Origin of the sequence: Tropicimonas isoalkanivorans (assembly GCF_900112335.1) — a bacterium.
GTDB classification, from domain to species: domain Bacteria; phylum Pseudomonadota; class Alphaproteobacteria; order Rhodobacterales; family Rhodobacteraceae; genus Tropicimonas; species Tropicimonas isoalkanivorans.
In genome coordinates, this window is sequence record NZ_FOLG01000001.1 from 643558 (window position 1) to 666802 (window position 23245).

At 66.6% G+C, this 23245-nt stretch carries 18 protein-coding genes; 8 read left to right on the top strand and 10 right to left on the bottom strand.

All coding sequences use genetic code 11. The features are described from left to right. Nucleotides 1–6: 6 nt before the first annotated feature. Entirely contained in the window at nt 7–1296 is a 1290-nt protein-coding gene (locus BM075_RS02960) for an MFS transporter (protein WP_093359159.1), read from the bottom strand. A gap of 440 nt (nt 1297–1736) precedes the next feature. Between BM075_RS02960 and BM075_RS02965 the strand changes: the two genes are divergently transcribed. Continuing rightward, complete coding sequence (locus tag BM075_RS02965; RefSeq protein ID WP_093359160.1) at nt 1737–2243, top strand: GNAT family N-acetyltransferase; 507 nt, start codon at nt 1737–1739, stop codon at nt 2241–2243. A 99-nt stretch (nt 2244–2342) separates the two neighbouring features. On the opposite strand, the gene queA is transcribed toward BM075_RS02965, so the two are convergent. Both queA and BM075_RS02975 read right to left on the bottom strand, forming a co-directional pair. Beyond that, a complete protein-coding gene (gene queA, locus BM075_RS02970) occupies nt 2343–3389 on the bottom strand; it encodes a tRNA preQ1(34) S-adenosylmethionine ribosyltransferase-isomerase QueA (protein ID WP_093359161.1) in 1047 nt (348 codons plus the stop codon). Between the two features lie 5 nt (nt 3390–3394). Further along, nucleotides 3395–6808 (bottom strand): AsmA-like C-terminal region-containing protein, encoded by a 3414-nt coding sequence (locus BM075_RS02975; protein ID WP_093359162.1) that lies wholly within the window; start codon nt 6806–6808, stop codon nt 3395–3397. A gap of 96 nt (nt 6809–6904) precedes the next feature. Between BM075_RS02975 and BM075_RS02980 the strand changes: the two genes are divergently transcribed. The 4 genes from BM075_RS02980 (at nt 6905) to BM075_RS02995 (ending at nt 11097) form a co-directional block, all read left to right on the top strand. After that, nucleotides 6905–7366 (top strand): peroxiredoxin, encoded by a 462-nt coding sequence (locus tag BM075_RS02980; RefSeq protein WP_093359163.1) that lies wholly within the window; start codon nt 6905–6907, stop codon nt 7364–7366. A 383-nt stretch (nt 7367–7749) separates the two neighbouring features. Beyond that, nucleotides 7750–9072 carry a M23 family metallopeptidase gene (locus BM075_RS02985; protein WP_093359164.1) on the top strand — a complete coding sequence of 441 codons (1323 nt, stop codon included), beginning with the start codon at nt 7750–7752 and terminating at the stop codon, nt 9070–9072. After that, on the top strand, nt 9062–9565 hold the full coding sequence (locus BM075_RS02990) for a bactofilin family protein (RefSeq protein ID WP_093359165.1): 504 nt from the start codon (nt 9062–9064) through the stop codon (nt 9563–9565). Before BM075_RS02985 ends, BM075_RS02990 begins: the two co-directional genes overlap by 11 nt. A 134-nt stretch (nt 9566–9699) precedes the next feature. After that, complete coding sequence (locus BM075_RS02995) at nt 9700–11097, top strand: hypothetical protein (protein ID WP_093359166.1); 1398 nt, start codon at nt 9700–9702, stop codon at nt 11095–11097. A 36-nt stretch (nt 11098–11133) separates the two neighbouring features. On the opposite strand, the gene BM075_RS03000 is transcribed toward BM075_RS02995, so the two are convergent. The 7 genes from BM075_RS03000 to BM075_RS03030 form a co-directional block, all read right to left on the bottom strand. Next, entirely contained in the window at nt 11134–11949 is an 816-nt protein-coding gene (locus BM075_RS03000; protein ID WP_093359167.1) for a DUF2189 domain-containing protein, read from the bottom strand. Nucleotides 11950–12044: 95 nt separating this feature from the next. Further along, entirely contained in the window at nt 12045–12365 is a 321-nt protein-coding gene (locus BM075_RS03005) for an ElaB/YgaM/YqjD family protein (RefSeq protein ID WP_093359168.1), read from the bottom strand. Between the two features lie 140 nt (nt 12366–12505). Beyond that, nucleotides 12506–13630, bottom strand: a complete 1125-nt coding sequence (prfB, locus tag BM075_RS03010) for a peptide chain release factor 2 (RefSeq protein ID WP_093359169.1) — start codon at nt 13628–13630, stop codon at nt 12506–12508. 72 nt (nt 13631–13702) lie between these two features. After that, the gene (locus tag BM075_RS24730) at nt 13703–14974 is read right to left on the bottom strand and encodes a threonine/serine exporter family protein (RefSeq protein WP_245758725.1); all 1272 of its coding nucleotides are present in this window, start codon (nt 14972–14974) and stop codon (nt 13703–13705) included. Between the two features lie 144 nt (nt 14975–15118). After that, nucleotides 15119–17641: a penicillin-binding protein 1A gene (locus BM075_RS03020; RefSeq protein WP_093359170.1), complete on the bottom strand. Its 2523-nt coding sequence runs from the start codon at nt 17639–17641 to the stop codon at nt 15119–15121. A gap of 304 nt (nt 17642–17945) precedes the next feature. Then, nucleotides 17946–19163 (bottom strand): N-acetylmuramoyl-L-alanine amidase, encoded by a 1218-nt coding sequence (locus tag BM075_RS03025; RefSeq protein WP_093359171.1) that lies wholly within the window; start codon nt 19161–19163, stop codon nt 17946–17948. Between the two features lie 92 nt (nt 19164–19255). Next, nucleotides 19256–20395, bottom strand: coding sequence for a pyridoxal phosphate-dependent aminotransferase (locus BM075_RS03030; RefSeq protein ID WP_093359172.1), 1140 nt, complete (start codon nt 20393–20395; stop codon nt 19256–19258). A 283-nt stretch (nt 20396–20678) separates the two neighbouring features. On the opposite strand from BM075_RS03030, the gene BM075_RS03035 reads away from it, so the two are divergent. From BM075_RS03035 to BM075_RS03045, 3 genes are all read left to right on the top strand, one after another. After that, nucleotides 20679–21431, top strand: a complete 753-nt coding sequence (locus BM075_RS03035; protein WP_093359407.1) for a DsbA family protein — start codon at nt 20679–20681, stop codon at nt 21429–21431. Nucleotides 21432–21527: 96 nt separating this feature from the next. Next, complete coding sequence (locus BM075_RS03040) at nt 21528–21953, top strand: hypothetical protein (protein WP_245758726.1); 426 nt, start codon at nt 21528–21530, stop codon at nt 21951–21953. 4 nt (nt 21954–21957) lie between these two features. Next, the gene (locus BM075_RS03045; RefSeq protein ID WP_093359173.1) at nt 21958–23190 is read left to right on the top strand and encodes an HlyD family secretion protein; all 1233 of its coding nucleotides are present in this window, start codon (nt 21958–21960) and stop codon (nt 23188–23190) included. Nucleotides 23191–23245 lie beyond the last annotated feature (55 nt).

The window sequence follows — 23245 nt, forward strand, 5'->3', positions numbered from 1 at the left end:
GGCCGATCAGCCCCACTGCCCCGTGCCTTTGCTGTCGACCTCTGCCTCGGTGCCGGCCTCCTGGGCCGTCTCGATGAACACCTCTTGAGCAACCTCAACCGCAACGGGCGATGCCGTCGGCAGCACCGGCGCGTAGCTGACGGTTGCATCCACCGGAACCGCTTCGCTCTGCGTCATCCGCCATCCGGCATAGGCCGCGAGCGTGGAACACAAGACGGCGAGGAACAAAAAGAAGCCCTCCGGCCCGGCAACCCCCATGATCCAGCCGGTGACCAGCGGCCCGGCAACGGCCCCGACGCCGTTGATGAAGACGAGCCCGGCAGACGCCCCTGCCATTTCCTCGTAATCGAGATGATCGTTCACGTAGGCCAGCAACAGAGCGTAGAGGGGGGTGGCTGCGCCGCCGATGAAAAAAGCCGCTGCGAGAAGCGCGGCGAAGCTTTGGTCCATGGCCATCGCCAGCGACGAAGCGACGGCTCCCAGAACGGAAATCGCCAGAACCAGCCCGCGGCGATCCACCCGGTCGGACAGCCAGCCAATGGGATACTGCATGACCATCCCGCCGAGATAGATGGCGGCGACGAACGCCGAGATCTCTGGCACGGCCATGCCGGCCTGCGCTCCGTAGACCGATGCCATGCCGTAAAGCGCGGAGAACACGCCACCCAGCAGGAAGATCCCAACGAAGCCGAGTTGCGAGCTTTGCCACAGCCTGCGCAGGCTCATCGGCTTGGAGGTCTCGAAGGCCGGCGTTGGCTGCACCGCCAGAAGGATCGGCGCGAAGGACACAGAGACCAGCACCGACGGCACGATGAAGAGCGCAAATCCCGACGGGTCCCCGAAGAGCAACAGCCCCTGGGCCGCAACGAGGCCGGCCATCTGCACGATCAAATAGAGCGACAGTGCCTGGCCACGGCGGTCGTTCGTTACCGCGTTGTTGAGCCAGCTTTCGGAGGTGACGTAGACCGCGGACAGGCAAAATCCCATCAACATGCGCCCGACCGTCCAGGCCACCGGGTTGGCGACGAGCGGGTAGAGGATCAGAATCGCCGACACCATGGAACCGAGTGCTGCGAAGACGCGGATATGACCGACCCGCCGGATCAGTTCTGGCGCCATACGGGAGCCGCCCAGAAAGCCGAGGAAGTAGGCGGACATGACGATGGACATGGAGAAGGTCGAGAACCCCTCGATACTGCCACGAATGCCGAGCAGCGTGGCCTGCACGCCGTTCCCGACCATCAACAGAAGGATTCCGAACAAGAGGGCCCAGGTCCCCGAGATCACTTTCAGCATTCAGCACCTTCTACGGTCCGCACCGCCGCTCCAGCCGAGTCGGCATTATCGCGGCCCGCTTTAAAACGAGGCGGCGCTCGGACGAAAGGGAAAGCTTTGCCGCGACGCGGCAACCCACATGCGTGCTGGCGCCGCACCGCCGCCTCGAGCGGCCACACGTCCCTTTGGCGTCGCGCTGAACGCGGTTTCGGCGCGACGTGGGCGCCTGCGGCGGCATTCCGCCAATGACACGGGCGCCACACCGGAACGATTTCGTTTGACGGAGGCACGCGCATTGCGCAGAACTGCCGCCATGACACGCGTCGCCGCCTCCAGCTTTTATTGGACCCGCACCACATAGGCGCGGCCGGTGATGTCATTCCACACACACGAAAGCCGCCACGAGCGGCTTTTTTCATCTTCGGCGCTTCGTGGCGGCAGCCACATGAGGAGACTGGAAGATGCAAAACATGGCGACGACAGCGCACCCGGTGCGCATTCGGCGTGCCGAGCGCGGCGATGCGCCGGCCCTCTTGCGGATGGTGGCGGCCCTGGCTGAGCATCATGGCGACATCGCGACCCTGACACCGCGCGCGCTGGAACGAGATCTCTTCGGTCCGTCGGCCTGCGCCAGCGCGCTTCTGGCGCTCAACGGGACGGACGCGGTGGGATATGCCGTCCTCTCCAGTTCTCCACGGCTTCACTCGGGGCGCCGTGTGATGGAGGTGCACCACCTTTTCGTCGACAGCGCGCACCGGGGCACCGGAGTGGGGCGCAGGCTGATGGCCGCCGCAGTGGTTGAGGCGCGACGGCAGGACTGCGGCGAGTTGGAAGTCGGCACGGACGCGGAGAATGCGCGCGCACAGGCGATCTATGGCTCGCTCGGATTTGCACCCCGGTCCCCGCGCGGTCCCCGCTTCGCGCTTTCGCTGCCTGCGGCGGGCACCTTGCCGGAAGGCTGGATCTGAGGCGCGGACAGGAGGGGGCATTCTGCCCCCCGCGCCTGGCGGCGCTCCCCCCTGAGGATATTTTCCGACACAAGAAGCCGGTGGGGACGGACCTAGGACTCAGGGCAGCAAGAGAGACGCGTCGCCGTAGGAAAAGAAGCGATACCGCTGAGCGACAGCGTGGGCGTAGACCTGCATCATCCGCTCCCGCCCCATGAGTGCGGAGACGAGCATCATCAGGGTGGATTTCGGCAAGTGAAAATTCGTCATCAGCGCATCGGTGGCCCGGAACCGATGGCCGGGGCGGATGAAAATGTCGGTGTCCCCCCGGAAGGCGGCCAGTCCGTCATCGGTCGCGGCCGTTTCCAGCAGGCGGCAGGCGGTGGTGCCGACGGGGATGATGCGCCCGCCTGCAGCGCGGGTGGCGTTGACCTCGTCCGCGGCCTGTTCGGAGACCTCGCCCCACTCCGCGTGCATCCGGTGGCGGCTGACATCATCAGTCTTGACCGGCAGGAACGTTCCCGCGCCCACGTGGAGGGTGACCTCGGTGAAGTCCACGCCCATTTCAGCGATGCGTTGCAGAAGCGGCCGGTCGAAATGCAGGCTCGCGGTCGGCGCGGCGACGGCGCCGGAGTGGCGGGCGAAGACGGTCTGGTAGTCCGTCCGGTCTCGGTCGTCGGCGGGGCGGCGGGCGGAGATGTAGGGCGGCAGGGGCATTGCCCCGGCGGACTCCAGCGCCGCCTGGAACGCATCCCCCTCGAGCGCGAAGGCGAGTGCAAGCTGCCCTTCCGCGCGGGACAGGACGCGCGCCGAGAAGCCGGGGCCGAAGTGGATCTCCTCGCCGTCCCGCACCTTTTTGGCGGGCTTGGCGAGCGCAGACCATGTGCCGTCACTCCGAGGCTCCAGCAGAGTGATCTCGATACGGGCCTCGGTTTCGCCCTCCACCCCTGCCCTTCGCCGAACGCCGGACAGGCGCGCGGGGATCACGCGGGTGTTGTTCAGCACGAGCCTGTCGCCGGGGCGCAGGAAGTCCGGCAGGTCGCGCACGTGGGCGTCCGTGAGCCGGTCCGGCCGCGCGACGAGAAGGCGGGCGGAGCTGCGCGGGCTGGCCGGGCGGGTGGCGATCAGTTCATCCGGGAGGGCGAAGTCGAAGTCCGAAAGGCGCATGCGGCTCACCCCCCGTTGCGAGGCTGCGGGGGCGGGGCGCGGAAGATCTCGCGGAACATGCCCGGTGTCAGCATGGAGAGCGGGTTCACCTCGACGGAGGGATCGTCGGAGGAGCCGCGCATCCGGTAGGTCACGCCGAACAGCCCCTCGCCCCGGCGGGTGAAGATGGAGCCGATGGAATTGACCATGTAGATCGGGGAGAACACGCCCTGCATGTCCAACCGGTCGCCCACCATGTCGTAGACCCCTTCCATCGTGATGCCGAGCGAGGGCCCGACGCCGGAGGAGCGTGTGACCTGCAGGTAGCGCGGCGTCAAGCGGAAGGCGGCCTGGATATTGCTGAAGACGATGCCGGAGCCGCTCAACTCGTCCAGCAGACCCACGACCGAGATTGCGTTGGCAAGCGCCGCGATGCCGGATGCGCCGCGCAGGCGGACGTTTTCGACCTTGAGCTGGCCATCATACGCGCCCTCCTCACCGGTCGGTTGGAGCACGAGCGAGAGCGTGCCACCCTCGGCCTTGCGGAAGAAGCCGGCTGCCTTGAACACGGCGCCGGCGTTGTCGGAGCGAATGCTGACGGCGGCCCCCCCGGACTGTCCGGGCGCCAGGGATCCGCTCACGGGCGCCTGCCCATTTACGCGGCCGGTGAAGTTTCCCGCCGGTCCGCTGCCGGGAACGATGTCGCCGCGGAAGGGGGCGAGCGACAGGTTGTCGGTGACCTGAAGGCGGTCGAGAGACAGGGTGATTGGCCCGCTGGCCCCGCCACCGCCGCCACCGCCCCCGCTCCCGCCGCCGAATGGCGCACGGCGCAGGTCGAGCTGGCCGCCGGAGACAGCGATCGCCGGCGTGCGCCCCGCGCCTCGGCCGGTGAGGGTGACGGGCGCGTCGAGCCAGCCGGCGAGCGACAGCCTGTCGAACCGGGCCCGTTCGAGCGCACCCTCCGGGGTGACCGAGACGGCGCCGGAAGCGGAGAGGCCTGAGGCCTCGATTTCCAAAACCGTCACTTCTGGCGGCTGCCCCAGGCGACCGGCGACGCGCAGGCGCCCCTCGGAGGCCGCGCGTTTGGACCAGGACAGTGTGGGCAGGGAGAGTCCGACACCGTTGAGCGCCGACGTCAGGCTGAACGTCGGCGGCGCCCCTTGCGGCAACTCAACCCTGAACTGGGCCGGGCCGGCGCCAGTGACGCTGTTGTCCGGCAGGCCGATGCCGAAGGTTGAGACGAATTTCTCGCCGATCCGAACCGTGCCCTCCACGGCCGGGGCCTGCTCCTGCCCCGCGGGTCCGAGTGGCAGGGTGAAGGTGCCGTCGGCCGGCACGCCGTCCAGTTCGGCGGCACCTGCCACGGTCAGCGCTTCCGGCGTGGCGTGCAGGTCCAGCCGGTCCGCCGTCAGGCGCCGGTTCGGAACGACCTTGTCGGACGCCGCCCCCATGGCTTCTCCGGCAATGTCGAAATCAACATCGCTGCCGGTGAGCTTCGGGCGGATCGGGAAGGCGATGCGTCCCTGAACGGACGCCTGCCCCGTGGCGAGGTCCACCGGCTGGCCAGCTTTTTCCAGAAACCGGAAGGGCTCCTGATCGAGCAGCGACAGTCCGGCGACCACCGGAGAGGTGGAGCGCCAGAGGATCTCGGCGACCTTCGGCTCGGCCTTCAGGTCTCCGATCTTGAACACCGACCCGGCGATGTCGACCGCGCCGCCCTCCGGCGGCACGATCCGGCCCGCGTCGAGCGAGAGCGAAAAGACGTCGCGCCCGAGCGACGCGTAGCCGGTTGCCGCCTCGATCGGCGGCAGACTTTGCAAAGGGCGTATCTGGCTGTCGCGGAACTCGAAAGTGAGGGAGGCGTCGGGTCTTTGGCCTTGATCGAACCGCAGACCGGCATTGGCGTCGAACAAGGTGCCAGCACTCAGGCGGGTCTCGATCCACTCGCGCGTACGCGGGACAAGCTGCAGCGGCCACAGGGAGAACAGCCGGCCGGCCTCGATTTCGTCCAAGCCAATGTCGAGTGCCACGTGCCATCCGGTCTGGTCGGCAGTGATCCGCCCCGAGGTCTCCAACCGGCTCGCAGCGGACCCGTCATTCTGGGGTGTCGTCAGGACGAACTGGCCGATGCGAGCCACGAAAGGGGCAAACTCCACCTTGATATCGAGAAAGCCTGTCTCGAAGACGGCCGGGCCAGGCAGAAGGCCCGGCGGATCGAGCGTGACGTCGGAGAAGCTGAGTTGCCCGACGATGGCGGTCGGCCATCCGGTATCCAACCCCTCGAGGTAGGCATGACCGACGGCGGCAAAAGTGCCGTCCGGCGACCGGAGTTCGAGCTCGTCGAAGCGCAGGCGGGCATCCTCCGGCTCATAGCTGAAGTAGGCCCGCGCGCCGTCGAACGGAACTGGGCGGGCCGCGCGTTCCGGCTGGAACACCCCCTCGCCGATTTCCAGGGTGCCATTGAGCGTCTCCATGCGGTCGGATTCGTCCAGAGCAGCAATCAGGGCGCCCGAGACCCGCGCGTCCAGCGGCTCCAGCCAAGACAGCGCCGGCCCTTGGGACGCGATTTCCCGAGCCGCGACCCCGTCGACGAGGGCGGAGAACTGCGCCGGCGATCCAGCCTCTGTCCCGAGGGCCAGGCGGAGCGCGACGGTTGCGGTGGGCGTCTCGGTCCCCGGATCGGCATCGCCTTCGGGCAGCGTCAGATCCACCGACAGCGAGAGCGTGTCATCGTCCCTGACCAGTGCAAGCGCCCCGTCCTCCACCCGCCAGACCTTGTCCGCGCGCTGGTCCTCGAAGTGCATGTCGAGCCCCTGAACGTCGATCCTGCGGATCGGTTGCAGCCCGGGAAGGTCGAAGGTGTCCCGTACAACGGCGATCGCCTGCTCGACCGAGCCGAGACGTGCAGGCGCCATGCCGTTGCCGAAACCGAGGTCCAGCGTGCCGTCGGGCTTGCGCCGGAGCCGGACAGTCGCGCCGTCGACGCGCAGAGCTTCGGGGCGCACCTTGCGCTCCAGCAGCGCGCGCTTGTCCAGCCGCACGCCAACGGCGGGTACGGCGACCAGTTCCGCCCCATTGGGCGCAGTGACGTGCACGTCGCGAAAGGCGATTTCCGGCAGGCTTCGGTGCTCGACCCGGAGCGTCACCTGCCCGACCTCCACCTGGCCGCCGCCGAGACCTTCCGAAAGTACGGCACCGGCTTTTTCCGCGACCCACTGCGGCGCAGGCAGATCGCGACCGGCCAACATCGCGCCGCCGATCAACACCGCTACCCCCAGCACCAGCACGAGATCGAACAGCAGGAACACGCCCCACAACAGGGCACGCCGCTTGCGCCGACGCGAACGGCGCCGCACGCCTTGCCCGCCTTCCGTGGTCCGGCCGTCCTCTGCAGGGGGGGCCGCTTCCGCAGCGATGTCGTTCGGTTCCTGGTCTGTCACGTCTTTCCCTGCCGGGGGCCACCCCGGCTCGCTTTATCTTTGCGCGCCGGGAACTAGAAAGGAAGTAGTGCTACTGTTTCGAGGAATGACATTCAAATGATCGACACCGGAACCTCTGCCCCCGATTTCACCCTGCCCCGCGACGGCGGCGGCGACGTCACCCTGTCGGCGCTGAAGCCGAAGGTCGTGGTCCTTTACTTCTACCCACGCGACGACACCTCTGGCTGCACCACCGAAGCCGTCGACTTTACCGGCGCACTTGCGGAATTCGAAGCGGCGGGCGCCGTGGTGCTCGGGGTCTCGAAAGATACTGTCGAGAAACACGACAAGTTCCGCGACAAGCATGAGCTCGGGGTCATCCTGCTGTCTGACGCGGAGAGCGACGTTTGTGAACGCTACGGCGTCTTCAAGGAAAAGAAGATGTACGGCAAGACCTTCATGGGCATTGAACGTACGACGTTCCTGATTGACGGCGAGGGCATCGTGCGGGAGGTCTGGCCGAAAGTGAAGGTGCAAGGCCACGCCGATGCCGTTCTGGAGGCCGTGCGCGGGCTCTGAGCGTGACCGGCCTGCCCACCTGAACGCCGGGCCCGGAGGGCGGCGCACCACCCTCCGCGCGGCCCGATCCTACGGTTTCGGACGGGGACAGAAAGGGGCCCGTGTGCCCCCGACGGTCGATCTACGAGCCGCCCGTCTGCCCATTCTTGGCCCCGTCCCCGCAACCCCGCGCTTTGCCGCGGCGCGCGTCATGTCCGCCGGAAACCGCTGCCGGAGTAGGCGAATTATTGCCAATTCCCGGCCGATACCGCCGCCGATCAGCAACGTTTCCCCAAAAATGTTGCGCCCTGTGGAACCGCACCGTAAGCCCGATGCCAACGGCGAGCCAGGGGACGGCATCGCCGAGTAAACACTAAACAATGGCGACGCAGAGGACGGGACGGGTGCAGACGCGACTCAACGACCGCATTCACAATTTCTTTGAGCGATGGTTTCCGGAACAGAGACTGTTCCTCCGCTCGGACAATGATAATACACGATTCATCCGGCTCCGCCCCGGCACCATCGCGCTGGCGCTGTTCGGCTCCACGGCGACGATCGCCTGGGCCATTATCGCCTCCTCAATCCTGCTGATGGACATGATCGGCGCCGGCAATGTGCGGGAGCAGGCCGGGCGCGACCGGGCGCTCTACGAGGAGCGGCTGAACAGCCTGTCGCAGTCACGGGAGTCCGCGGAGGCCGAGGCGCTCACGGCGCACCAACGGTTCAACGCCGCCCTCACCCAGGTTTCGGCGATGCAGTCCAAGCTGCTGGAGTCCGAGGCCCGCCTGCGCGAGCTTGAAACCGGCATCGGCGTCGTCCAGACCACCCTGCGCCGCACCATCCACGAACGCGACACCGCCATGGCGGCGAAGGAGCAGGTTACCGCCCAACTCGAAGGCCGCGCCGTGGAAGACGACGACGGCGCCTCCGTGGCGGAAGTCGACGCGACGCTCGCATTCCTGAACGAAGCGCTGGAGCGCACCGCCGTCGAACGTGACGACCTGGCCAAGGAAGCCGAGTTGGCGCTGGAGGAGGCCGAGGCGGCCACCTTCGAACGCGACCTGATCCTGGACCGCAACGACAAGATCTTCACCCAGCTCGAAGAGGCGCTGACCGTCTCGGTTGAACCGCTGGAGAAGATGTTCACCAAAGCCGGCCTGCCCCCGGAGAAGCTGCTGAACGCGGTCAAGAAGGGCTATTCCGGTCAGGGCGGCCCGCTGACGCCGATCTCGTTCTCGACCAAGGGCAGCGCGCCGTCGGCTGACGAATCCCGCGCCAACCTGCTGCTCGAAGGCCTCGACCGGATGAACCTTTACCGGATCGCGGCAGAGCGCGCGCCCTTCGGCATGCCGCTCAAGGATTCCTTCCGCTTCACCAGCCCGTTCGGTCCGCGGTGGGGCCGGATGCACAACGGCACCGATTTTGCCGCAGGCAACGGCACGCCGATTTACGCCACGGCCGACGGGGTCGTCACGACGTCTGGTTGGCATTCCGGCTTCGGACAGATGATCAAGATCCGGCACGATTTCGGCGTCGAGACATGGTACGGTCACATGTCGCGGCTTCGGGTGAAAGAGGGTCAAAGGGTCTCGAAAGGGCAGAGGATCGGTGATATGGGCAGTACCGGACGGTCCACCGGCACCCACCTGCACTACGAGGTGCACGTGAACGGCAAGCCCGTAAACCCTATGAACTTTATCAAGGCAGCCAAAGATGTTTTCTAAGAGCCGAATCAACGAGCCTGGCCCTGGGAAGGACACCGAGACCGCAAAAGGGTCCGAGGCAGCGAAGCAGCCGACGAGCAGTGCGCCCGCGATGGACCGACCGGCCTCCCCGCCCAAGGCCAAGCCACCGGCATCGGTTCTGTCGTCTGACCTCACGATCACTGGCAACATCAAGACCTCCGGTGACATCCAGGTCGAGGGCACCATCGAGGGCGACATCCGCGCCCACCTTCTCACCATCGGCGAGAACGCCACCATCCGCGGCGAATGCGTTGCCGATGACGTGGTGGTCAACGGCCGTATCGTCGGGCGCGTCCGCGGCCTGAAGGTGCGTCTGACCTCCACCGCCAAGGTCGAAGGCGACATCATCCACAAGACGATCGCCATCGAGAGCGGCGCCCATTTCGAGGGCTCCGTGCAACGCCAGGACGATCCCTTGAGCAGCAGCAGCCAGCGCTCCGGCAAGGCGCCTGCGCCCGCCCCCGAGGGCTGATCCGGCCACAGTCACGAACTTTGCTGTAGGCGGTTCCTTTCGGAACCGCCTTTTCATTTGGGCGCCCCCGGACGGCCCCACCCCGGCCCAAATCGCGCGGAACACCTGTTGCAGGACCGACAGGAGTGCCCGCCATGGCGACGATCTTCGATCTGAACGACCCGTTCGCGATCGCCCGCACCTTCGCCCCGAAGGACGGACGCAAGAGGCTCGGCCATCCAATGGCGGACAAGCTGGCCCGCATTCCGGCCGAAATGCTGCCCCACACACGTGGCCCGCTGTCTGCCATGCCACAGGCCGAGCGGTCGCGGGTCATGCTGGAGGTCCGCACCCCCTGGATCGAGGAGGCGCTGAAACTGCCGTCCGACGAACTCGGCCGGCTGATCTGGGTGCTGCTGTTGGCCCAGGCTCGAGCCGGGACCACCCCGAACCCCGATGCGGAGTTCTTCCCGGAGACGCTGTCGCGGGTAACGGACTGGCTGCTCGAATTTGACGGCGTGGAACGGCGCGCGCGGCTGTCAGACGACGACCTGCGCAACATTGTGATCCGGGACGCGGACAGGCTCATCAATACCGATCCGCTCGCACGGACACCGCTCCTGTGGCTCAACCGCGTTCTCGCTCGCCAGGCGTCCGAAGGCCTGACCGCCCCGACTCGGCAGGCCTTCCGCGCGCTGCTGAACGGCCAGAACGGCACATGGCAGGTGGTGGACGAGGGAAAGGTCTTCGGCCTCGTCGGGCTTTGCCGGCTGGTGGGCATCCCGGAGGAGGAAACCCGCGCCTTCCGGGAAACGCGGCTGACGTTCCTGGGCGGCCTGGCCCGGGAAGCACGGATGATTTCGGAGCTTCACCCGTTCAACCGCAAGATCCTCGCCTCTGGGCGCCGTCGCCGGCAAGGGCCACGTCCCGTCGGCACCGCTGAGTTGGAACTCCTCTCTGCAGAGGAACGTGGGCACCTCATGCTCGATCTTCTGCGCGCCGGCGACCTGCTGCGCCATCGCTACTGGTCCGAACTTCGGGGTCCGAACGGCTGCCACAACCGCGCACGGATGCTCCTGAGCGCCTATCGCGGCCAGTCGCTTCCCGCCCCCCAATGGCTCGTCTCCCGCTGGAAGCAAAGATATGCGCCGGAGGAGCATGACGGCGTCAGCTTCGAAGACAGCGGGCAGGACATGCAGCAGATCAGCCTCTACTGCCTGTTGCTCGAACACGGCTTCTCCTTCCGCGACGATCAATTGGAGGAGGTGGTGGATATTGGCGTCCGGGAGGCGCAGGAGGCGGTTGAAAAACGTCAAACCGTGCACACCGTGAACGACGACATCGCCCGCGCGCTTACGCCGGGTCAGATCGGGTTCTATCTCAATCGACGGCCGAATTTCGACGAACGGGTCTTCGAGCGCATCCTGTGCCACGCCGGTGTCTCGCGCGCGATCGCGCTTCGGCCGGCCCGGCCCGATCACACAGGGGTGCTGCACGCCGAGAGGCGGCTCCGATCGGGGTTCCTTCACCTTCGGAACATGCTCCGCCGCTGACCCGGGATGCCGCCGCCTGGTATCCGCTAGCGCTGCTCAGGCGGAGGCGGCGATCTCGCTGCTCTCCGCCACGTCTTCCGGATGGATGAGCGCGCGTCGGTAAAGGTGCCAGGTCGCATGCCCGAGAACGGGCAAGGACACGAACAGTCCCAGGAACGCGGGGATCATCGACACGACCAGATAGACCGCGATGACAATGGCCCAGAGCAGCATCACGGCGAGATTCTCCCGCACCGCCTCGAAGCTCAGAAGCATGGCGGTCATGAAGTCGATCTCCTTGTCGACCAACAAGGGCAGGGAAAACACGGTCAGCCCGAAAAGAATAAACCCCAGCACGGCGCCCACTGCCAACTCCACCGCGATCATCGTTAGCCCATTCGCCGTCAGGAACACGTCCCATGAGCTGGACACGTTCGTCATCACAGACAGCCCCATGAACAGCGCGAACAGCATGTGGGCAAAGAAGGAATAGAACAGAAAGTAGAACACGATGATCGCGCCCACCCACGGGATCTGCCGGTTCTTCTCGTTCCAGACCACGCCGAATATCTGATAGAGGTCCAGCGGCGCGCCGGATTCAATCCGTCGGCTGGTCTCATAAAGCCCGACCGCGACGAATGGAGCAACGAGCGGGAACCCGAGCGCCAGGATGACCGTCTGCATGACGAACCCGCCCGATATGAAGGCCAGAAACAACCCGCCCAGAACGTAAACGGCAGAGAAGACCAGCCCGATGCCCGGCGCCCGGCGAAAATCCCGCCAGCCCATGCTGAGCGCGAAGGCGAGGTCGCTTCCGTCGAGAATGGCGATGTCCGGGCGTGGCGAAGCCTCCGCCACCACGTTGGTCGTCATGAAAAATCCTCCCGCGCCTGTCGGCACGGGAAGAATGGCCGGGGGATGGCCGTCAGATCAAGAGGCGAGCGCGCGGAGCGGCCGCGATCGCCCGGTCAGTGGCGGGACATCCGGCCCAGCACGAGGCCGATGCCGAGCGCAATAAGCGTCGACTGCAGCGGCTTGTCGGCGACATAGGCCTCCAGCGATTCCGCCTGAGCCTCGGCGCGCGCCCGTGTCGACCGGTAGGCCCGTTCGGAGGTGTCGAGGACGTCCTGTGCGCGTGCCATGGCCTGATCGCGGGCCTCGGCGGTTTTGCTCTCGGCGAGATTTTTCAACAGCCCGGTCAGCTTGGCGACGTCGTCCCGGATCACCTTGAGCTGTTCTTCCAGATCTTCCCGCTCGGGGTCCTTCTTGGCGGTGGTTGTGGTGGCCATGGCGGTTCCTCGCTTTCTCGGTCGGGCGGATGCGGCGTCGCCCTCGGTGTAACGCTGTCAGGCAGCGTGGGGTTCCGCAAGACCGCATTTTCACCCGGGCCTCCGGGCGACGATCCTGCGGCGAGTCCGGCGCGGCTGGGTCAGTCCTCCGCCTGCGCCTCGCTGCGGCTTTTGCCAGCCACGTCCATGGCCAGCGTTGCCGCCATGAAGCCGTCCAGATCGCCGTCGAGAACCCCCTGCGTGTCGGAGGTCTCGTGGTTCGTGCGTAAGTCCTTCACCATCTGGTAGGGTTGCAGCACGTAAGAACGGATCTGGTTGCCCCAGCCTGCGGAGCCCTTGGCCTCGTGCGCCTCGGTGATTGCGGCGTTCCGCCGGTCCAGTTCCATCTGGTAGAGGCGAGATTTCAGGGCCTTCATGGCGATGTCGCGGTTTTGGTGCTGCGACTTCTCGGACGAGGTCACGACTATGCCGGTCGGCATGTGTGTGATCCGGACGGCGGAGTCGGTCGTGTTGACGTGCTGGCCGCCCGCGCCGGAGGAGCGGTAGGTGTCGATCCGGATGTCCGACGGATTGACGTCGATCTCGATGTTGTCGTCGACCACCGGATAGACCCAGACGCTCGCGAAGGAGGTTTCCCGCGTGCCCTTTCCGAAAGGCGAAATGCGCACCAGCCGATGCACACCGCTTTCGGACTTTAGCCAGCCGTATGCGTTCGCGCCCGAAATCTTGTAGGCGACGGACTTGATACCCGCCTCCGTACCCGGTTCCTCGGACTGAAGCTCCACCTTGTATCCGCGCTTTTCGGCCCATCGCACGTACATCCGCTGGAGCATCGCGGCCCAGTCACACGCCTCCGTGCCCCCTGCCCCGGCATTGATCTCCAGGAAGGTGTCGTTGCCGTCGGCCTCGCCGTCGAGCAGCGCCTCCAGCTCCTTCTCCGCGGCCTTTTCGGCCAGCGCCCGCAGCGCCGCTTCGGCCTCGGAGACGACCTCGTCGTCCTCCTCCATCTCGCCCAGGTCGATCAGCTCGATGTTGTCGTTCAGCTCCTGTTCGAGGCTGCGATAGCTGGTGATGGAATCCACCAGCATCTGGCGGTCGCGCATCAGTTTCTGCGCCGCGGCCGGATCGTCCCAGAGCGTCGGGTCCTCGACCCGGGCGTTGAACTCCTCCAGCCGGTGATCGGCGGTCTCGAGGTCCATCCGCTGGCCCAGCAGGGTCAGCGACTTGCGAATTGCTTCGACGGTGTTCTGGATTTCGGCGCGCATCGCATCCTCCTGTCAGATGAGCGTCATACCGTGCACCCCAAGCGGGAGCAAGCGACGCCGGGCCACCGCGTCTCAGGGAAATTCGGCGTGCGGCACGAGGGAGCGCACCATGGTCAGTCCGGCCCCGATCGCACCGATGGTGAAGACCACGCGCAGCCCCGCACTGACCGCGGTCTGCAGGCTCGCGGCGGGATCGACGGGCGATTGCGCCGTCAGCTCCAGCAGCCCGATGATCCAGCTCGTTGCCGCGCCGCCGGGGATCATGGGAATGCACCCGGCAATCGCCAGAACGCTGCGCGGCCGCCGGACCTCGAAGGGACCGAACCGCAGCAGTTCCACCGCCAGCGCAACCACGGCAGCGGCGGCAAAGGAGGCCGCCTCCAGGTTCCAGCCGGCCTGCAACGCCACCGTCCGCACGCTCAGCGCAAGCGCGCCCGCCAGGGACGCCCAGAACAACCGGCGCGCGCCGAAGTTGAACAGAACGCCGAACCCGGCGGCGGCGATGGCGCCGAAGACCGCATGATGGATCACACTGGGCTGTTGGGAGAGCAGGTTGCCTTGCCCGCCACTATTCAGGAGCTGCGCCGCGCCGAGACCCACGGTGATGAACATCAGCAGCATTGCCACAGTGACGAACCGGGCGCTCCCCATGGTGGGGTATCCCTCCATGATGTCGGTCTGCGCGTTCATGGCGGGAATGCCGGGCACGAGCAACAGCACCGAGGCCGTCATCGCCATCGGAACCATCAGGCTGCCTACGGCAATCGCCAGCGTGCCGGAGAGGATCGAGGCGGTGAACGCCACAATGGCCGCGATGACGAAGACGTTCACTCCCCGATGCACCATGGAGACCCGAAGCCATTGACCCGCGGCGCTGGCCACGAAGATGGGGACCAGCGCCAGCCAGTCGACTCCCAGCAGCCGGCCGAACGCCGCGCAGGCGACCCCAGCCGAGACGGCCACCAGCCAGCGCGAGTGATGCGGCGTCTGCTCACGCAGGGCCTTCAGGGATGCGCGTACATCCCCCACGCCCGGCCCGCCCCGCTCCACCACCCGGCACAGCTCCCGCAGCTCGTGGTTCAAGCGCATGTTCACGCCAAGCGGGCCGACGTCGATCATTCGGGTAATGGTGTTCTCGCCGTGCGCCACGGTCAGCGCCAGCGAGGCATAGCCGATCCGGCTGTAGACCCGGTCCGCCCCGAGGCCTTCGGCGATCTTCTTCATGCCGGCCGAGACGACGGAGGTCTTGGCGCCGGTCTCGCTCAGCATCCGCCCAACCTCCAACGCAGTCATGGCGATCTGCTCCAGGTGGCGGTGCCGCGTCACGACGAAATCGTCTGTCATCTGGTTCGAATGTCCCATCTATCGGCCGCGCCATGCCCTCCTGGCACCCCCAGCAAAAGGCGATGCGGCGCGGAGGCAGGGGCCGCCATGATATGCGCCCGGCGATACTGCAAGAGGACGCCGGGTCGCGGGAGGCGCGCCCCGTCAGTACAGGCCGCCGGAACTCATGGATCCGAAACTCGCCTTCGGTGCGATCTCCACCTTCTTGCCCGTCGACGTGGTGACGGTGGTGGAATCGGTGGCGTCGTCGTTCTCGCCGCGCGAGAACATCGGCACGTTCGCCCCCATGGCGAAGCCGCCGTCGACATAAGCCAGCGTGCCGAAGAACGGGTCCTCGCCGACGCGGAAATACTCCGCCACGACGTTCTCTCCTCTGGCACCGTCGGGCAGGCGCGATCCGGTGTAGCGATCGATGTTCACGAAATAGCCGCCTTCAGGCACGGCGAACGGGCCGCCGCCGTATTTCGCGATGGCTTCCTTCATGAACCGCGTGAAGACCGGCCCGCACATGCCCCCGCCGGAGGCACCGCTGCCCAGCGGGCGGGGCTGGTCGTAGCCCATGTAGCACCCTGCCGCGATGTTGGAGGTGAAGCCCACGAACCAGACGTCCTTGGCATCGTTGGTGGTGCCCGTCTTGCCGGCCACCGGCACGCCGAGGTTGGCCGCCCCGACCGTGCTGGCGGCGGTGCCGCGTTCCACCACGCCCTTCATCATCGAGGTGAGCTGATAGGCGGTGATGGCGTCGATCGCCTGCTTGCGGTTGGAGACGATCCGCGGCGCCAGCCCCGGCTGGAGGGAAGCGACCTCGCAATCCGGGCAAAGGCGCTGGTCGTGGCGATAGATCGTGGCGCCCCAGCGGTCCTGCACCCGGTCGACCAGCGTCGGTTCCACCCGTTCTCCGCCGTTGGCAAACATCGAATAGGCCGACACCATCTTGTAGAGCGTCGTTTCCTGGCTGCCGAGCGCGTTGGCGAGGTACCGGCCGAGGTGGTCGTAGACGCCGAAATCCTCGGCATAGCGAGCGACCGTGTCCATGCCGACCTCCTGCGCGAGGCGCACGGTCATCAGGTTCCGGCTCCGCTCGATGCCCGTCCGGAGCGGCGTCGGCCCGTAGAACCGGTTGGAGGCGTTCTTGGGCCGCCAGATGCCGGCGGCGGTGTCGATCTCGATGGGCGCGTCGATCACGATGGTCGCGGGCGTATAGCCGGAATCGAGCGCCGCCGCATAGACGAAGGGCTTGAAGGCGGAACCGGGCTGACGGGTGGCCTGTGTGGCGCGGTTGAAGACCGAGGACTGGTAGGAGAAGCCCCCCTGCATGGCCAGCACCCGGCCGGTGTGCACGTCCATCGCGACGAACGCCCCCTGGATGCGCGGAACCTGCCTGAGCGACCAGCGCAGGAATTCCCCGTCCTTGGTCATCCGGCGTACATGGACCACGTCGCCCACTTCGAAGTTGTCGAAGAAGTTGCCCTTGATCCAGCCGATATCGTCTCGGGGAACCTGAACCGGGTCCGACACCGTCTCCACACCGAGGGTCATGGCCTGATCGGCGATGTCGAGCACGACCGCGGGGAACCATTGCCCGTCGAGGTCGATGTCGCGGGCGATGCGGCTATCGCCCAGGGCGGCGCGCCAGGCGTCCTCCCCGTCAAGCTGTTCGGGCGGGATCTTGAAACGGGACTTGCGCCAGACGCCGAGCGAGCGGTCGTAGTCCTCCAGTGCCTTCCGCAACGACTTGGCCGCGGCGAACTGCAGGTCGGGATCGACGGTGGCGCGAATGGCCAGACCACCGCCGAAGAACTCATCCTTGCCGAAATCGCCCGAAAGCTGACGGCGGATCTCGTCGGTGAAGTAGTCCCGCGGCGGCAGATTGCGCCGGAACGAGGGGAAATCGCCGTTCTGGACCGTGCGCAGGGGTTTCTCGCGCTCGGCCTCGAAGGTCGCGGTGTCGAGGTAGCCGTTCTCGTGCATCTCCCGCAGGACGAAGTTCCGCCGCTGCAGGGCCGCGTCCTTCTGGTAAACCGGGTGGTAGTTCGACGGCGCCTTGGGCAGCGCAGCAAGATAGGCAGCCTCGTGCGGCTCCAGCTCGTCCAGCGTCTTGTTGAAATAGCTCTGCGCGGCGGCGGCGACGCCGTAGGAGTTGGAGCCGAGGAAAATCTCGTTGAGGTAGAGCTCGAGAATCTTGTCCTTCGACAGGGCCTGTTCAACGCGCGCGGCCAGCAGGATCTCCTTCATCTTGCGCTCGATCGAGCGGTCCGAGGAAAGAAGGAAGTTCTTCATCACCTGCTGGGTGATGGTGGACGCGCCCCGCAAGCGCCCGCCTTGCGCGGCGTCAAAGGCGGCCTTCGCGATGCCGGCAAGGTCATAGCCGTGGTGCTCGTAGAAATTCTTGTCCTCGGCGGAAAAGAAAGCTTCCTTCACCAGCGGCGGGATGTCCTCTGCCGGCACGAAGATCCGTCGCTCCGCCGCGAACTCGTCGATGATCTGGCCCTCGCCGGAATAGACCCGGCTGATGGTCTTGGGCGCATAAAGCGCCAGTTCCTCGTGGTTGGGCAGATCGCGGCTGTACATCCAGAGCACACCGCCGGCGATCAGCGCCACGAAGAGCAGGCCGGTGACGAGCAGGGTGAAAAGGCCGCCGAGTAGGCTGAAGAGCGCGCGAAGCATGAAATCGTCCTGTGCGTGACTGAGGCGGGTTATACGCAAGCCCGGGAGGGCGGTCAAAAGCATCCGCGCGGGCGGCGGCCACCACGGCAGCGGACGTGATCACGTCTGCGTGGCCGAACCCCGGCCGGGATCGCGGCGGGACACCCCGGGGGTCTCCCGCCCATCGTCAGCGCCGCGAAGCGACGCCTCCTCCCGTTGGGCCAGGCCGCGCTGCGCGCGGCCCGCGATTTTTCCGCCGGTAGTTCGTGCTCCCGGGCGGGAGGCGCGTCGCCGAACGGCGATTGCTGTGCTCCCGCGGCCTGCATCAGTGCCTGGCCAGCGCGGCACGGGCGCGGTCTTCGTCCGCCCAGTCTGCGAGCGAACTCGCGATGGCGTCGGCCGCCGCCACCCGCCACACCGGGTCCATCAGCTTCTCCAGTTCGCCCGGGCTCGACATGAACCCGAGTTCGATCAGGACCGACGGCATGTCCGGTGCCTTCAGGACCGAGAAGTTGGCCGATTCCAGCGGCCGCTTGTGCAGCTTCACCCCGGCCTTGCGGAACCCCGCCAGCAACGACCGCCCAAGGGCGTCATTGCGCGGCGAGGTCTCGGTGCGGGCAAGCGACATCAGCACGTGGGCCACCTCATCGTCCTGCCCCGTCAGGTCGATTCCCGCCAACAGGTCGTCCCGGTCGTGGCGCTCCGCCAGCTTTTCCGACGCGCGGGAAGAAGCAGCCTGCGACAACGTATAGATCTGCGCACCGCGGGCGATGCCCTCCGCCACGGCGTCGGCGTGGAGCGACAGGAAGACATCGCCCTCCGCCTTGCGCGCGAGGTCGAGCCGCGCTTCCAGCGAGACGAATTCGTCGGCCTCCCGGGTCAGCGCCACATCGAACATCCCGGACCGCAGGAGCGCCTCCCGCAGGTCCCGGGCGAAGGTCAGAACCAGATCGGCCTCGTGCACGCCGTCGCGCACCGCCCCCGGATCGACGCCGCCATGCCCGGGGTCGATCACCACCGTCATCCGCCCGTCGTCCGCTCGCGGCGGAGGCGCAGGGCTGGCCATTCCTTCCCTCGGCACCGCCGTGCTGACCGGCGCACCGGAGCGGGCGGCGAACGTCGTCGGATCGGTTTCCCGCAGCTTCACCTCGATCCGCGCGCTCCCATCGTCGGCATCCGTCTCCATGCCGGCCAGGTCGACGGCATACGGACCCGCGAGGTCCAGCACCAGCCGGGACCAGCCGGCCTGAATCGCACCGGAGCGCACGCCCGACACCGCGGGGCTGAACCCGAGACCGCCCGGACGCAGGGGCGCGAAATCCACCTCGCGGAAGTCCATGACCAGCCGGGGCGGATCGGCGAGCGTGGCCACGCGGTAGGGCACCGGCTGGCTGAGGGTCAGCACGACGTCGAAGCCGCCCTGGCGGTCGACGATCTCGGAGCGTTCCGGATCGAGCCGCGCCAATGCAAATAGGTCCTCTGCACTGCCTGGTGCAGACGGAACGAGCATCGCCACGAAGAGCAATGCGAGAAACCTGATCATGAGACTGCCCGGAGTATTTTTCCGTTATCGTTACCGCCAGCATACCCGCTGCGGCCCGATGGAGCAATTGGTACGAGTGCCCGGGTCGGGCCCTACCGCCGCGCCATGAAGGCCGCGAGCCGCTCCAGCCCTTCGGCAATATCCGCCGTCGCCCGCGCGTAGGAAAAGCGGAGCGTGCCCTGCCCCCGCCGCGGATCGAAGTCCAGCCCCGGCGTGACCGCGACCCCGGCCTGATCGAGAATCTCCCGGCTGAAGGCGAGGCTGTCCGCTGTCAGCCCGGAGACATCTGCATAGACATAAAAAGCTCCGTCCGGCGGTGCGATCCGGTCGAAACCGGCGCGCGGAAGGCCCTCCAGCATCTGGCGCCGGTTCTCCGCATAGACGGCAAGGTTGGCCTGCAACTCGTCCTCGCAGTCGAGCGCGGCCAGTGCGGCGACCTGGCTGGCGTTGGGCGGGCAGATGAACAGGTTCTGCGCCAGGCGTTCGTAGCGGCGCACCTCCGCCTCCGGCACGACCATCCATCCCACGCGCCAACCGGTCATGGAGAAGTACTTCGAGAACGAGTTGATGACGCAGACGTTATCGCTGAGTTCCAGGGCACTCACCGGCCGGCCGTCGTACTGTATGCCGTGGTAGATCTCGTCGGAGACGAAGGCCGCGCCGATCTCCGCCGCCCTCTCGATCAGCGCCGCGAGGGCGTCCCGGCTCAGCATCGTGCCCGACGGGTTCGCCGGGGAGGCGACGATCAGCCCGGCGAGGTCGTTCGGCACATCCTCCGGGACGGGTTGCAACCGATTCTCGAGAGCGGTCTGCAGGCCCACGGGTTGCAGGCTCAGCGCCTTCAGGATCTGGCGGTAGGACGGGTAGCCCGGCTCGCCCAGCCCGACCCGATCGCCCGCCTCGAAGAGCGCGGTGAAGGCCAGAATGAAGGCGCCGGACGATCCGGGGGTCACGATCACCCGCTCCGGGTTGAGATCGAGCCCGTACCAGTCGCGGTAGAGCCGCGCGATGCGCTGGCGAAGCGCCGGCAGCCCGAGCGCAACGGTGTAGCCAAGCGCGTCCGTCTCCATCGCCCGGGCAAGCGCAGCGCGGGCGGCGGCTGGCGCGGGCGTGCCGGGCTGGCCGACCTCCATGTGGATCACCCGGCGGCCGGCAGCCTCCGCCTGGCGGGCGGCTTCCATCACGTCCATCACGATAAAGGGATCGACCTCGCCGCGCCTTGATGCCCGCATCGCTTTCTCCTTTACTGCCCGCAACTGCCCCGCGGGGCATAACGCAGCCGGGGCAGGAGCTTCAATGGCACAGGGAACTCGGACACACGACCACCGAGCGATGCGGCCCAACCATGACGGTGCGCACCCGGCCCGTCGGTTTGCGCGGGATGCCGCGCCCGCCCAACGCTCCTTTGCCTCAGCCCTGTTGCAGGACACGAAGGTTCGTGCCAAACGCGCTTCAAAGGCCAGTTGCCCGCGGCTTCGCCACCGCCAAGACCCACGACAGAAGGAATTCGCGCTGATGAAGACCCTGCCCCTTGCTGCCGCCCTGGCATTCGGTGTCGCCCTGCCGGCCGCCGCCCTGGACATGACCAACTTGACCGACAGCGAGCGCGAAGCGTTCCGCGCCGAGGTGCGGACCTACCTGCTGGAGAACCCGGAAGTGCTGATGGAGGCGATCTCCGTTCTGGAGCAGCGCAACCAGGAGGCGCAGGCCGACAACGACGTGGCGCTCGTGCAGGCAAACGCGGCAGATCTGTTCGACGTCGAAACGGACTGGGTCGGCGGCAACCCCGAGGGCGACGTGACCATCGTCGAGTTCGTGGACTACCGGTGCGGCTACTGCCGCAAGGCCTATCCCGAGGTGAACCAGCTCATCGAGGACGACGGGGAAATCCGGCTGATCCTGAAGGAGTTCCCCATTCTGGGCGAACAGTCGGTCCTGTCCACCCGCGTGGCCCTGGCGACGCGGAATGCCTTCGGCGACGACGCCTATGGCCGGATGCACGACGCGCTCATCACCCTGCGGGGCGAGGTGAACGACGAAAGTATTCGTAGCCTCGCGGCGGATCTCGACCTCGACGGCGACAAGATCCTGGCGGGGATGAGCGCTCCCGAAGTCGACGCCGTCATCGCCGAGAACCACGCGCTCGCCCAGCGGCTGCAGATTTCCGGCACCCCGACGTTCGTCGTGGGCGACCAGCTCCTGCGCGGCTACCTGCCCTATGACGGCATGAAGCACGTTGTCGAACAGGTGCGCGAAGCCGACGGCTGACGCCGGCTGCCCCGACAAAGATATTTAATATTGGCCGGATCGCCCCGCCGCGTTTAAGACGGTTCCAAACACCGTCTGAGAACGGAAAAGGGACAGATGAGCGATACCGCGGCCGCTTCCGTCGGCGATGCCCCCATGCATCTGCCGAGCTATATCACGCCGCCCGGAGAGACGGACGTTCTCTTCGTGGCGGTGACCATTTTCCTCGTGCTCGCGGTCTTCGCGCTCGGGGTATTCTACTTCAAGCTCCACGCCCTGCCGGAGAAAATGGCGCACGGCAGCCATCGCGGGCAGTACCAGATCGTCGCAATCCTCGCACTCGTGGCGCTGTTCACCCATAACAACGCCTTCTGGATCGCGGCCCTGCTCCTCGCCGCGATCACGCCGCCGGACTTCCTGAGCCCGCTCAAGTCTATCGCGGTGTCGCTGCGCAAGATGTCGCGCGCGAACGACCCCGCCCCCGTGGCGCCCGCTCCACCACCCGCCCCACCGGCGGACCCGGACGTCAGAGCGGAGGTGTAGGGTCATGCTGGAACTGCTGGTCTGCGCGACGTTCACCGTCCTTCCGGACTACCTCTATCGCCGTTATGCGCAAGGCAAGCGCATCGGGCAGGAAATCGACCTCTTCACGGTGTGGTACGAGCTCAGGTACGGCCTGACCGGGTGCCTGATCCTGACGATCCTGCTGATAACGACGGTCTTCTACTACCACCCCTCCACGACGGACGTGTCCTCCTTCTTCCGCACCGTCACCATCCTTCCGGAGCGCAACGGGCGGGTGAAGGAAGTCTATGCGGAGAATGGTGCGATGCTTTCCGCAGGCGACCGGATCTTCATCCTTGAAGACGACCAACAGCAGGCGGCCGTCGAAACCGCGCAACGCCGGGTGGAGGAGATCGAGGCGCAATTCGCCCTGGTCGAGGACGAACTGGCCGCCGCACGCGGTGCCGTCAACCAGGCGGAATTCGCTCTGAAGGAAGCGCAGGACGAGCTCGACGACCAGTTGCAACTCCTTGCCTCCAACAGCCCCGCCGCCCGTGCGCGCGAGGCCGAGCGGTTGCAGAACCGCGTCGATTCCCGGCAGGGCGGCGTCGATGCAGCGCAGGCGAATTACCAGGCGGTCGAGACCAAGAAGTCGACTCTCCTGCCCGCGCAGCTTGCCAGTGCCAAGGCGGCGCTCAAACAGGCGGAGACCGACCTGGCGCAATCGGTCGTCTACGCCAGCACCGATGGCGAGTTGCAGCAGTTCGCTCTGCAACCCGGCGACGTGGTCAACCCGGCCATCCGCACCGCGGGCATCTTGGTTCCGCGCGACGTCGGACAGGACACGTTCCAGGCCGCCTTCCATCAGATCTCGGCGCAAGTGCTGAAAGAGGGGATGGTGACGGAGGTGCTCTGCATATCCAATCCGTTTACCATCGTTCCCATGCGGATCACCGCCGTGCAGGACTTCCTGCCCTCAGGCCAGTTCCGCCCCAGCGACGTTCTGGTAGACCTGCAGGACCGGGCGCGCCCGGGAAGCGTGCAGGTCAGGATGGAGCCGATCTTCGCCGGAAGCGCGGACAGCATTCCGCGCGGCAGCAAGTGCATTGCCAATGCCTACACCGACAATCACGAGGCTCTAGCCAATGAAGAGCACGGTTTCTGGAACGGGCTGTTCCTGCACATGGTCGACACGGTCGGCCTGGTCCATGCGCTGATCCTGCGCATTCAGGCGCTCCTGATGCCGATACAGACGCTGGTCCTTTCGGGTCACTGAGGCGGACGGGCGCCAGTCGCCCTGTCCGCTCCATTCCCGGCGATTCACGCGGCGG